The following is a 12,272-nucleotide window of genomic DNA, read 5'->3' on the forward strand; positions in this document are numbered from 1 at the left end:
CCCGTTACCCGAATAGTGTAAACAATAAGCCGTTAGTTGAGGATCATTCGAGGTGAACCATATCACAAATGACGCAAATTTTCGTAAAGAAGAGGCGGCGAGTCCTTTGATTTAATAGGATTCGTCGCCTCTTCTCTATATAAGAATTATTTAGGTTTCTAGAGGGCCAGCAATTCCTTGTTCCACTAAGAACTCCAATTCGAGTTCTCAGATGTCTCATTCATTGAAGCGCGGCGCAAGCAAGAATGTTTTCGGTCGTACGGATTCTGCCAATACGGGGAAAGATAAGCTTGCTCACGTGCTCATGTTCCGTCTCGCTGAAGCCGGTCATGGCGTCAATCGCGAATACCACCTGATATCCATGGGCGAAAGCTTCACGCGCCGTGGTATCCACGCCGATACCAGACGCGATCCCGCAAAGTACGATTGTCGTGATGCCCCGCCGGCGCAACTGCTGATCCAAGTCCGTTCCATAAAAGGCTCCCCATTGACGCTTTGTAATCAGGTGGTCGGTATCGGTGACTCCGATCTCGGGTACGATCTCATCCCATCCCGGCACCAGATTTAATGCCGGAGGGGCCTGATCTAGCAGCGGACGCGGCATGTCTTTGAAATCTTTCGTGGATACGCGAACAATCCCAACAAAAGCGCCTGCCTCTCGGAAGGTTTGAACCATTGTGGCTGCACGGCTAATGACTTGCTCCTTCGAGTGAGGGGCAAAGTCAGTTCCAAGCCATTTCTGCAAGTCGATTACGATTAATGCCGTCTTAGGGAATTGAAACAATAGTTCTTCCACGATCAATCACGCTCCAACCAAGAAATCGAGTACGCCCTTTGCTTGACCAAAAGTACAAAATATCGGACAAAGGGTCATTTGACTCTATGTTCAATATTTTGTACTATATGTTTAAAGGTGTCAAGAGGGGGTACGCGAGAATGAGCGCAACCAAGCAGGATATCATTCGTTCGGCTTCAAAGATGTTTAATGAAAAAGGATTTTTGGCGACCTCGATTCAGGAAATCGCCCAAGACTGCTCCATTGCAAAGGGTTCGGTGTATAAATATTTTCCATCTAAAGAGGACTTGTTGTGTGCGGTTTTCGACGAGTGTCAGACGGTTTATTTTGATCAGGCTGAGCGCTTAAAAAAAACCGAGATAGGCACTCCCAAAGAGAGCCTCGTCAATCAGATCGTATTTCGCTTTCAGTATTTTATTGAATACCGACACATTATGGTCAACTTCATCGATCTTCCGATTACGCAGTACGAGACTTTTCGTTCACTGAGGAGTCATGTTCGCGCCCGCATGATGGATTGGCATAGGTCTTGGCTGCTAGAAGTCTATAGTGAGCGAATCGAGCCGTTTCTCTGGGACCTAATCTTTATATATCGCGCGATCATTAAGGACTATCTGCAGCGCATCATCAACGAGGTGAAGTCGCTGTCGATAGAGGATACAGCTTGGTTTATCGTCGATAAACTGGATGCGCTGGTCGAGCACATGACTAGGTCAGGTTCAAAGGGGCTGCTTGGGCGAAGTGCTTATGATAAATTCATTCTCTCAGGCTCAGACGACTGGAATAACGAAAAAGAACGACTTGCCGAGGAGATGTTCAGCAGAGTGGTTGCGCTGCTCGAGACTTGGCCTGGCGGGACTGCTCGGCGGAAGGAATTGCAAGAGATTGTTCAGCTGTTAGGGGCGGAGATGACTCAGGCTCAGCCTAGAAAGTCGCTTATTCAAGCACTTTGCGCTTATTTGGAACAAGAGCAAGAACTGAGAAGCTCGGTAATCCAGTTTAAGCAGATTGTTCTGGAAGAGTAGGAGTGAGGGGAATCAGGAAAAAGAGATGCCATTCGCATGAAACGGTCGTTCTTGCGAGTGGACTTAAAACTTGTCGATATATACATATGATGTATCACTTCACAGATGGCGGATATGAGAAAGCGCAGCTGTCTCCAATTTGATCAGCTTCATGAAACGGTTCTTATTTCCTGCTATTTCATTTTATTACCGTGCTTGGCTCTTTGTTCTGAGAAGGCGAATCTATCTCATTATTGCTTCAATATTCGTAATTTTATAGGACTTATTATTAAAGCTGGAACTAGGGTTCCAGCTTTACCGAATCTGAAAAAGTCAGATAATGCAAAAATTCCTTCGAAGAGGCAGGCGCCGCGCTTACGGTTGCATCTCGGTTATCAATTTATGAAACCTCTTATCTAATAACAATATTTCCGCCTTTTGGCTGACAGCATGGTTCCCAAGCTTTACATCAATGATAAAATCATTGCTCAGCATCTGACGATAACGGGAAATAATATCGCTCTCAGGCAGTTCTCCCATTGCCTTTGTTTCAGGTGGGATTACCGGAATTCCGGCTTGCTCTACCAGGTGAATGTTCTGTTTAATATCTGCAGCAATCTTGCTTAGAATCTTTACACTTCTTGCTGTCTCAATATCCACCATTCCGTCATTCGTGTAGAAATGCTTGTTGACGATAGCCAACGCAATATGCGATATATGGAATGCCAGAATGTCTTTTTGGATTTCATAATGCAAATTGACCGATTCGAATAGTTGGGCAAGTTCTTTCACTCTTTCAGTCGTCCGTCCATTTATTTCACCAAAAATGGTCCCTTGATGTTTTTGGGAACCAAATTGGGCGTATAGAACATCCTCTTTGATGTCTCCACCCGCACCCGGGAATCCTGGGAGCAGTCGGTCTCCCACGATTTCAAGCCAGCTGTCATATCCTATGGTGTTGGTCAAGGTGACAATGGTTTTGCTCTTATTGTTCTTGATTGCAGTCAGGGAAGATTCGGCCTGATCATATCGTACGGGAACAAAGATATAATCATAAATGTCGTCGTTCTCAAGCGTGTCTATCGTCTTGACCGATATTTGCTTGATCGTTCCATTGTCGTTGTATGACAGTCCGTTCCTTTTAAGTGCCTCCAGCCTCTTTCCTCGTGCCAGCAAGGTTACGTCCAGTCCGAATTGTGCAAATCGGAGTGCGTATACACTGCCAATCACGCCGGCGCCAAATATCAGAAGTCGATAGGGCTTGGTGTTCAATAGAATCCTTCCTTTCAAATAAATAGTCATAAATGGTTTAAGCAACACTTGTTAGATAATATGATAATACTGCATGCTTGTGATCTCAACCGGCAGAGTTAGTTGAAAGTTGTTTAGGCAACACATTGTCATAATTGATGTTTACCGAGGAGATATTGAAATGGTAAATCAGGAAGATCCGAGGGTGTTGCGCACACGACAGTTAATTAAAGAAGCGTTCAGAGATTTGTTACGGAAAAAAGGATTTGATGCCATCACCATCAAGGATATCGCGCAGAAAGCAACCATTAACCGAGCCACTTTTTATGCCCATTTTGAAGATAAATATGCTTTGCTTGACGAAGTAACCGAACAGGCGTTCCATGAGATGATTCCGGAGCAAGTGGCGAATGCACGGGAGTTTACGGATGAAATATGTGACCAGCTAATCTTGCAGACGCACCGATACATCGTGGATTTTTATCAGACATGCAGAATGGATTCCAAGCCGATGGCTACGCTTATCGATGAGAAAATAAAGAAAATGCTGCTGCAAACCATAGAAAGCATCTTTCTACAAGGAGCTACGCATCTTGGCGTGGACAGGCACCCTATCAAAGTCATGGCGGCCATGACAGGTTCGGCGATCTATAGCGCTGCGCATTATTGGTTAAATGTCGAGGAAAAAGATCGAACCGATGGGTTGGTAGACATTGTTCGTCCTTATGTCATGAACGGTCTAAGGTTGTATCGCAGTGGCGATAAATAGACATGCAGCTTTTGCGATTTTGGACAAGTGAGTCGAACTATTTATGAATCTTGACGGGGAGATAGGAGATGTCCTTTGCGGCGAGCAGAAATCAGCATAGGAATGGCGATCAACAGGCTGATGATGACAGGTATTATCGAACCTTCAAGGCCAAAGTTGCCTCCAGTGAGAAGGGCCGGGCCCGTAACTTCGACTGTGAAAAGTCCGGAGGAGGGGTGGCCTGAGACGGGGATTCCCAAGAGTCCCTCTATTGTATTCCAGAGAAAATGGAGGCTAACGATAAACCAAACATTGCGCCGCCATAGGAATGCTGCACCTAGCAATACACCAGCTTCAATGACAATAGAGAGGGCTCCCCAAGCCGTAGCTCCGGGGTTGCCTAGGTGAGCGGCCCCAAAGAAGAGGGATGTTAAGGTCAATGCAATCCAACTTCCGCCCATTTTTTCAATGGCTTGAAAGGCAAGCCCCCGAAAGATCAATTCCTCTATAAAGGCAGCGACGAGTTGTGTAGCGATGACAGGCCAAACGACAGAGCTGGTGTTAACGTCGGCCCACTCGAATGAATACCCACCGAATAAGACGATGAGGGCTGTTGAAACGATGATAAAGATAAGGCCGACGACAGCGCCGAAAATAACTTCTTTTACCGCACGCCGTTGGAGCAGAAGTTCAGGAACCAGTCGCCGCGCCAGGAACCTCATCGTAAGCCAGTAGATAACGATCGCAGCGGCGCTTCCGATAAGTGCTAACAAGACGTCGCCTAGTGCATTCGTATCTTCTGATAACCTGCTGAATATCACATTGGTGAGGACGATCCCCAGCGCTCCCACGAGCATCCAGATGAGGGGGAATCGGAACAATGTAACAATCGCAGACGTTCTTCGACCACTAAGGCCCTCAATGTTGGATGTCTTCCTTTTTCTTATCATAAGTGATCACATCCCTTCCTTTGACAGATTTACGATATAAGCTTTAATATCACAGGCTACAATTCACACTATAGTTGAAAAAAGTCATGCGTTAGCAGTGCCGTTCAGTCATATCGTGGTCATATGACTTTGGCAGAATAAAAGCCGACATCCGTTGCGATGTCGGCTTTGAGCTGTGCTATGGCATCATTTCATTCTTCCTTAGGGTGTGCTCTTATAGGATCGATAATCATTCCTACTTCCCTGGCCTTATAGGCAGCTTCTCTTCTTCCTTTTACATTCAATTTCGAATAAATATTAGAGATGTAATTTTTAACCGTACCTTCACTAAGGAATAATGCCTTAGCGATATCCTGATTACGTAGCCCTAACGCCAGCTTATGAAGAACCTCGACTTCGCGGGCACTAAGACCGAATTCGTTGTTTTTCTCCAGTATTTCAGGCTTCAAGTCGCTTGTATCCATAGCCGGTGGAACCGTATTTTTCAGCATGCTTTTGATCATTTTGTCTGCCATTTCCGGCGAAATGAGCGTGCCTCCTGTATGAACCACCCGTATGCCGGCGATAAGGTTTTTGGGATGGATGGCTTTGAGCAGGTAGCCTTCAGCTCCATGGCTTAACGCTGCCAGAACATACTCGACTTCCTTGTACGAAGTTAGAATCATAATTTTCGTTAACGGGAATCGAAGTTTGATCTTCTCTGTAGCAACAACGCCGTCCATAATAGGCATATTAATATCCATGAGGATGAGATCCGGTTGAGATGCCGCACAGTGGTGGATAGCTTCCTCACCGTTCTTCGCCAATCCCACAACCTCAATATCGTCTTCCATTTCGAGTACGATATTGAGGCTTTCCAGGATCAATTCCTGATCATCAACGATGAGTACTTTAATTTTCGTCATACAGCTTATCTCCCTTCAGTGGAATTTCACACCTGACTTCAGCGCCGACGACCGCTAAGGCGGAGATGGAGAAAGTACCTCCCAGCATCTCCATCCGATTCTTCATGTTTGTTAGGCCGAACCCGTACTCTACCTTATCCAAGGGTATTCCGTTATTTCGAATGGACACAAGCAGAGCTGATGGGAAAAAGCAGAGACTGAGCTCGATTTCCGTAGCTTTTCCATGCTTGAGTGCATTCGTAAAAGACTCTTGTATCACCCGAATGATCGATTGCCGCACATCGAAACGAAGGATACGTTCTGTTCCTTCCAGCGTGAGACGAATGACAGTTCCGGTATATTCTCGAAAGCTGTCGATGAGTCCCTCGGCGTGGTCTACTAAACTTATATTCTCTTCCTCCCCCATCTTGTGGACGATGCCCCTCATTTCATCCAAATTCTGTTCTGTTAGTCCTCTTATACGAATCAATTTCTCTTTAGCTAGATCCGGTTTTTTGTCTAGAAGCGCAATAGCCGCATCCAGACTCATAATAAGGGAAATAAAAGAGTGTCCTAACGTGTCATGCATCTCCTTGGACATACGATTTCGTTCTTCTAGCAGAGTCATCCGTTCGATCTCTGCAGCATATAGGGTCAACAATTTATTCTGTTCATCAATTTCTTTAGCTAATTGATTCTTCTCATGATAGGCTTTGGCGATGAAGTTGACCCATATCCCGATCAATGAGAAGAGAAGGTTATCTGAGCTTGAACCGAGTGCGAGGTCCCATGTAACCTCGCCGAATACCATGCTGGTAAAGGGTAGTAATAAGAGCACCGGCATAGCCCAAGTGGTCTTCCTAGTCAATAAGTAACCGATCGTAAGACTTGGAATGAGATAATCGACACTCCCTAACTGATCCTCCTGCATGAACGATGTAAAATAATAAGATCCGCCTAGCAATAGTTCAAGGAAGATGAACCATTCCTTGTTCTTCCTTAGTTGTGGAAACCAGAATAGGATGGGAATAATAAAGGCTGCCAAGATCCAAATCATGTTCACGAGCAATCGAGACGAATATGCATTGTCCATTAAAATATGAACGCACAGCAAAACATAATTATAGGACCGGAGCCCAAATATCCCCCAATCCATCATATAAAAAACTTTTTTCATAGGTATCCTTCCTTACTCAGCATAACAAATGGTTTTTCCTTAATTATACATGAAGTAAGGAACCTCAATGGGAATAAAAGGTTTCTAAATCTGATATGCTATCCGTCAAGGGGAAGATATTGAGGGGCTTGGAACGCCTGCTAGCGCTAAGGTACAAGAAATAGATAAAACCCTTATTTGGCGCGGAAAGCGGCGGTTCGGGGCAAAGTGATATGGAATAAACAGCGCGTATCCTAACGGGTAGGGTATTTAAAGCATGTCGACCTGCTGCGCCGTGTCTTGATCGAATCGATGAGATGGCCTGGGATACACTGGCGATGAATGGTTAGTGGTAGCTACTCTTGGAGATGAAATTTCATCTTGTCACCTGTGCCGTTCAGCTAACGGCGAAGTACGACAAGTTCTGCTATAAGCACCAAACAGCGTGAAAAGCAGGAGATTACAGCAGTAATCTTAACTTTACAACCAAGGATGGGAATGACGGAACCATGTATCCTGAAACCATCCCGCCAATACTCCTGCGCGCGTCACGACTAACAGGTCTTGAGGTGCGAAGTTCAGGTAGATTCGACAGAACGAAGGCTGAAGCCATTCTAGTAGAAAAGGTATGCCAACGGATATGTCGCGTGGCTGAAAAACTGGATATGGTGAGAATGTTCAAACAAACTGAACTGACGAACTTCCGAATGTACAGGTCTAAAGTTAGAACATATGGAAACATATGTACCATTAAAAGATGGGGTGAGTGGCGTAAAGTAAGAATTTTTCCTATGAAATACGCTATGCCGAACAATGGCGGCATCTGTCTCACAGGCCTAGAGGAAGCACCTAAGTCTAGAAAGAATAGCTAGGATGTAAGGGACTTGGAAAGCAAGGGACATTGTAACAAGGGCTGTTACCCGAAATGGTTGTTATAAGGCACATGCCGAAATACATTCATCCTTGTGAGGGTAGGGGCATGACTGGTGAAACTCCTGTAATGGGAGTGGAGGAACAGCCCCAAGTCTAACTGAAAAGAAAGATTGTTTTCCAAGCGTGAATTGCACCGATCAGGTAAGAACGTGGGGACATCAATGGATGCCACAGTGGAGCGACCAAGCTTAGGTTGAACGAGCTTAGCAGGTGAGAACCCTGCTTGGAAAGGCGTTAGCCACGCCACCAATAACGAGTCTTGGAGCGAAGATGGCAACATGTTCGTTTAAGCGTAGACAGATAGGGTACAGGCCTGAAAGTGATTGAGCCTCGAAATGCATGCATCGGGAAGGTCGACAGTCTCACTGTTACTGGAAGACAACATCCCTCGCAAGCGATACAGGCAAGCTTGCGAGAGACTTCCCCGGGGTCGAAGAGCCAGGCATGTTCACCAATGGCCGTTCAGCAACTTGGGAGACCCTGACGGCTCTTCCACAAGACTAATACTATTTAGGAACATCTGCGGGAGTATGGCGGCCAAGCGGTAAAGACGTGAGAAAGCCAAATGGCAATCAGGGAGTCGGATCGCCGCGTAGTACCAATGAAACCGGGTAATGCCGACGGAGGAAAGGCGTGCGACACGGATATCGATCTTATTAAGGATACATTTTCTGCACACAGGAGCGGAACCGAAATGGAAACGAAATTAATAAGAATAGCGGAGATAGCCAAGGCCAAACCGAAAGAATGTTTCATCTCTATAGGGCACTTGATCAACGCGGAAGCATTGAAGCAGTGCCACGAGGGGATGGTCACAGGCAAGGCAACAGGAGTAGACGGCGTAACGAAAGAGATGTATGGGCGGAACTTAGAAGAAAATGTAGGAAATCTAGTAGAACGGTTAAAGAAGAAGAGTTACCGTCCGCTACCCGCCAGAAGAACCTACATTCCGAAGGATGAGAAAAGCATGCGTCCGCTTGGGATTCCGGCTTACGAGGACAAACTAGTGCAAAAGGCGCTGAAGAACCTGCTTGAGGCGATTTATGAACAAGACTTTCTAGATTTCTCGTATGGGTTCAGACCAGGACGAAGCATGCACCAAGCGTTAAAGAGGCTAAACCGAGTCATTGAGGACGGAAAGACAAGATATGTAGTGGATGCCGATATTAAGGGATTTTTCAATCATGTAGATCACGAATGGCTGAAGAAATTCCTTGGAGATCGAATCGGCGACCCGAATATTCATCGTCTAATTCATCGAATGTTGAAAGCTGGCATTAAAGAAGACGGAATATTCGAGCCAACGGAAGAAGGCACGCCCCAAGGCTCGGTCGTGTCCCCGGTATTAGGGAATATCTATCTACACTATGTACTCGACCTGTGGTTTGAAATCGCAGTGAAGAAGCAGTGTAGGGGAGAAGCAGAAATGGTGCGCTTTGCCGATGACTTCGTATGCTGCTTCCAATACAAAGAGGATGCTGAACGATTTTACTCAGCGCTTTTGCTTAGGCTGGAGAAATTCAATCTCGAAGTAGCAGTAGAGAAAACGAAGATCATCCGGTTCGGTCGGTATGCGGAGGAGAATTTGGAGGAAAATGGAGAAGGAAAACCGAAGACATTCGACTTCCTTGGGTTCACCCATCGGTGCGGGAAAAGCCGAAAGGGCAACTTTCGAGTCATTCGAGAAACAAGCAGTAAGAAATTTAGACAGAAGGTCAAGGCGTTCAAAACATGGGTCAGACAAAATAGACATATGGGGACGCTAGAGCTGATAAAGATCGTTCGAGCAAAGCTGATAGGGCACTACCGATACTACGGAATTACAGACAACCTTCGCAAGCTCGGAGCGTACCAGTTCCAAGTTCACAACCTTTTGTTTAAATGGCTTAACCGCAGAAGCCAACGCGACAGCTTTACCAAAGAGAAGTTCCTCCGTTTCCTCAAGTTCGCCGGATTACCAAAACCCAAAATCTACGTTAATATCTACGACTAATACTCAACTCTGTGAATGGTAGCTGTGAGGAGCCGTATGCGTTAATTGCGCACGTACGGATCTGAGAGGGGTATGGGGTACAATCCGAGAAGGAGAGGCCCCGCCTACTCGACCAAACTTTACGAAATTGGGAGTATTACGGCATGACGGAATCTTTTACGGATTTGCACGAAAGATCAGCAAACAAAGAAACCTTCTCACATCTATATGAGATCGTCACATCCAGAGAAAATATCTTGCTGGCTTATCGTACGATGAAGTCCAATAAAGGATCAAAGACACCAGGAACAGATGGATTAACCATCAAAGATTTCGAACAACGACCCGAATACGAATTAGTAAGTGAAATCCAAAACAAACTGCAAAACTATCGCCCCAAGAATGTCAGACGGAAGCTCATCGAAAAAGATAACGGTAAGATGAGACCGCTTGGCATCCCGTGCATCCTCGACCGTATCATTCAACAGTGCTTCAAGCAAGTTCTTGAGCCCATAGCTGAAGCCCAATTCTACAACCATAGCTATGGTTTCAGACCCCTTCGATCAGCACACCATGCCATGGCAAGAGTACAGTTTCTCATCAATCAGGCTTCGATGCATTATGTAGTAGACATCGACATATTGGGATTCTTCGACAACGTCAACCATACGTTGCTTTTGAAGCAGCTTTGGAACATGGGCATTCAAGATAGAAAGGTTCTAGCCTGCATTTCTAAAATGCTAAAAGCTAAAATCAAAGGGGTAGGAATACCTTCAAAAGGGGTACCTCAAGGGGGCTTGTTGTCAACACTGCTCTCGAATATTGTACTGAATGACCTCGATCATTGGGTGGCTGGTCAATGGGAACTCTTTCCGTTGAAGAAGCCTTTCAAATCAAGAACAGGAGAAAGAGCTGCGAAAATACGGTCAAGTCTGAAAGAAGGCTACCTGGTGCGGTACGCCGACGACTTTAAAATCATTTGCAGAGATTGGCGATCAGCCCAAAGATGGTATCATGCGGTTGTTCTTTATCTCAAAGACCGTCTGAAACTGGACGTGTCCCCTGAGAAATCTCAAATCATTAATTTGCGAAAACGAGAGTCGGAATTCCTTGGGTTTACAATCCGAGCGATCAAAAAGGGTCATAAGCGAGTAGCGCATACGGGCATTAAATCGGGCAAAACACAGAAAATGAGGAGCGAAGCCAAGAAACATATTCTCAAAATGAGATCTTCGCCTACGGCACTAAACGCTGCACGGTTCAACAGCTTTGTTTTAGGAATTCACAACTACTTCAATCGGGCAACACATGTTAGTGTTGCGTTCTCACGTCTTGCCTACGATCTGCGAGCTTTCATGTACAATCGTCTCAAACAAATCGGGAAATACGAACATCCTGCAAATCCACCGCCAACGTACAGCAAATTTTACAGCTTGGGTTACAGGACATTTAAAGTAGCTGGAGTCTATTTATATCCGCTAGCGAATGTGAAAACAAAGAATACGATGGGCTTCAGTACAGGGCTTTCTCTCTTTACCATAGCTGGCAGAGAACAAATACACAAAAAGCTTCGACCAGATTTACGTCAGGAAATTTACTTACTAACGAAATCTAGCATCCCGAATCAGAGTGTAGAATATATGGATAATCGAATTAGTCGGTATAGCATGAAAATGGGGAAATGCGAGATTACAGGCATGTATCTCTTCGCATCCGATGTTTACTGCCACCACTATATTCCGTTGCACTTAGGTGGAAATGACAAGTTTAATAATTTGCGAATCCTCCACAAAGAGGTAGGGCAACTTATCCTACAAACACATAAAGAGACGATTGACGTACTCAAGAATAAACTAGATCTAACGGAATCGATGATGAACAAGATCAACCAATACCGTGAAAAATATGCATTAGATCCAGTTTAACATATCCCAAATCAATGAGTAACGAGGAAGTTATGATTTATTAAATTCAGTTAGATGGACCGCGGAGTGCTTGGAAACTGGCACGCTCCGTGCGAAGCAGGGGAAAAGCTGGAGATAACATCAAATGCTTACCTATTGCAAACCGATAGTTAATAAACATAAAGAAACGGCAGCCGGCATAAGGACTGCCGTTTTCTCAACAACTAAATGATTCAATTTTCGTTTATATGTATGAGGTGAAAATAAGGTATGAAAAGGATTTCTTTATTGTTGCTTATAGCTCTAAGCATATTTGTAATTTATCAAATTCAAAAACCCATCCTAACTGAAAATAGTGCTATTATCAAAGCAAAAGAATATGTAAAAGTAATCAACGAAAAAACGAATGGTAATTGGGATACGGAGAAACAGGCTGCATATTGTTTACTAGAGAATGATTCATTCTGGAACAAAATTATTGGGAATAGGCAATGGTCTGTTATGATTGATGGTATTGCTGTTAATATAAAGGCTACTTCAGGAGAATTTGTGGAGATGGTATTTCCTTTGGATGGAGTCATTAACGAACTCCCAAAGTAATGGTATCACCATTGAACTAACGAAAGAACGATAGCAGAACAGCGGATGTCGATGCATCCGTTTTTTGTTCGCTG

Annotated in this window: 10 protein-coding genes; 5 read left to right on the forward strand and 5 right to left on the reverse strand. The window is 44.9% G+C overall.

The genetic code is table 11. From position 1 onward, the window contains the following. Positions 1–220: 220 nt before the first annotated feature. Complete coding sequence (locus GC096_RS10215) at positions 221–796, reverse strand: isochorismatase family protein (protein WP_171630143.1); 576 nt, start codon at positions 794–796, stop codon at positions 221–223. Positions 797–936: 140 nt separating this feature from the next. On the opposite strand from GC096_RS10215, the gene GC096_RS10220 reads away from it, so the two are divergent. Then, positions 937–1,821: a TetR/AcrR family transcriptional regulator gene (locus tag GC096_RS10220; protein ID WP_171630144.1), complete on the forward strand. Its 885-nt coding sequence runs from the start codon at positions 937–939 to the stop codon at positions 1,819–1,821. Between the two features lie 354 nt (positions 1,822–2,175). Here the strand turns inward: GC096_RS10220 and GC096_RS10225 are convergent, their stop codons facing one another. Continuing rightward, positions 2,176–3,072 carry a ketopantoate reductase family protein gene (locus GC096_RS10225; protein ID WP_171630145.1) on the reverse strand — a complete coding sequence of 299 codons (897 nt, stop codon included), beginning with the start codon at positions 3,070–3,072 and terminating at the stop codon, positions 2,176–2,178. Positions 3,073–3,232: 160 nt separating this feature from the next. Between GC096_RS10225 and GC096_RS10230 the strand changes: the two genes are divergently transcribed. Further along, a complete protein-coding gene (locus tag GC096_RS10230) occupies positions 3,233–3,820 on the forward strand; it encodes a TetR/AcrR family transcriptional regulator (protein ID WP_171630146.1) in 588 nt (195 codons plus the stop codon). A gap of 41 nt (positions 3,821–3,861) precedes the next feature. Here the strand turns inward: GC096_RS10230 and GC096_RS10235 are convergent, their stop codons facing one another. The 3 genes from GC096_RS10235 to GC096_RS10245 all read right to left on the reverse strand — a co-directional run bounded on the left by GC096_RS10235 (position 3,862) and on the right by GC096_RS10245 (position 6,810). Beyond that, positions 3,862–4,749: a CPBP family intramembrane glutamic endopeptidase gene (locus GC096_RS10235; RefSeq protein ID WP_216626084.1), complete on the reverse strand. Its 888-nt coding sequence runs from the start codon at positions 4,747–4,749 to the stop codon at positions 3,862–3,864. A 191-nt stretch (positions 4,750–4,940) separates the two neighbouring features. Continuing rightward, positions 4,941–5,654, reverse strand: coding sequence for a response regulator transcription factor (locus tag GC096_RS10240; RefSeq protein ID WP_171630147.1), 714 nt, complete (start codon positions 5,652–5,654; stop codon positions 4,941–4,943). Continuing rightward, positions 5,641–6,810, reverse strand: a complete 1,170-nt coding sequence (locus GC096_RS10245; protein ID WP_171630148.1) for a sensor histidine kinase — start codon at positions 6,808–6,810, stop codon at positions 5,641–5,643. Before GC096_RS10245 ends, GC096_RS10240 begins: the two co-directional genes overlap by 14 nt. Before the next feature lie 1,606 nt (positions 6,811–8,416). Here GC096_RS10245 and ltrA (GC096_RS10250) point away from each other — a divergent pair. From ltrA (GC096_RS10250) to GC096_RS10260, 3 genes are all read left to right on the forward strand, one after another. Continuing rightward, a complete protein-coding gene (gene ltrA, locus GC096_RS10250; protein WP_171630149.1) occupies positions 8,417–9,715 on the forward strand; it encodes a group II intron reverse transcriptase/maturase in 1,299 nt (432 codons plus the stop codon). A gap of 143 nt (positions 9,716–9,858) precedes the next feature. After that, positions 9,859–11,619 (forward strand): group II intron reverse transcriptase/maturase, encoded by a 1,761-nt coding sequence (gene ltrA / locus GC096_RS10255; RefSeq protein ID WP_171630150.1) that lies wholly within the window; start codon positions 9,859–9,861, stop codon positions 11,617–11,619. A gap of 249 nt (positions 11,620–11,868) precedes the next feature. Next, the gene (locus GC096_RS10260; protein ID WP_171630151.1) at positions 11,869–12,198 is read left to right on the forward strand and encodes a hypothetical protein; all 330 of its coding nucleotides are present in this window, start codon (positions 11,869–11,871) and stop codon (positions 12,196–12,198) included. Positions 12,199–12,272: the final 74 nt, after the last annotated feature.

Source organism: Paenibacillus plantarum, from assembly GCF_013141695.1.
GTDB lineage: Bacteria > Bacillota > Bacilli > Paenibacillales > NBRC-103111 > Paenibacillus_E > Paenibacillus_E plantarum.

Bases quoted from the DNA above. Each gene is read 5' to 3' on its own strand.
- ltrA (WP_171630150.1), top strand. From the start codon at position 9,859: ATGACGGAATCTTTTACGGATTTGCACGAAAGATCAGCAAACAAAGAA.
- GC096_RS10245 (WP_171630148.1), bottom strand. From the start codon at position 6,810: ATGAAAAAAGTTTTTTATATGATGGATTGGGGGATATTTGGGCTCCGG.
- GC096_RS10260 (WP_171630151.1), top strand. From the start codon at position 11,869: ATGAAAAGGATTTCTTTATTGTTGCTTATAGCTCTAAGCATATTTGTA.
- ltrA (WP_171630149.1), top strand. From the start codon at position 8,417: ATGGAAACGAAATTAATAAGAATAGCGGAGATAGCCAAGGCCAAACCG.
- GC096_RS10220 (WP_171630144.1), top strand. From the start codon at position 937: ATGAGCGCAACCAAGCAGGATATCATTCGTTCGGCTTCAAAGATGTTT.
- GC096_RS10230 (WP_171630146.1), top strand. From the start codon at position 3,233: ATGGTAAATCAGGAAGATCCGAGGGTGTTGCGCACACGACAGTTAATT.
- GC096_RS10240 (WP_171630147.1), bottom strand. From the start codon at position 5,654: ATGACGAAAATTAAAGTACTCATCGTTGATGATCAGGAATTGATCCTG.
- GC096_RS10235 (WP_216626084.1), bottom strand. From the start codon at position 4,749: ATGATAAGAAAAAGGAAGACATCCAACATTGAGGGCCTTAGTGGTCGA.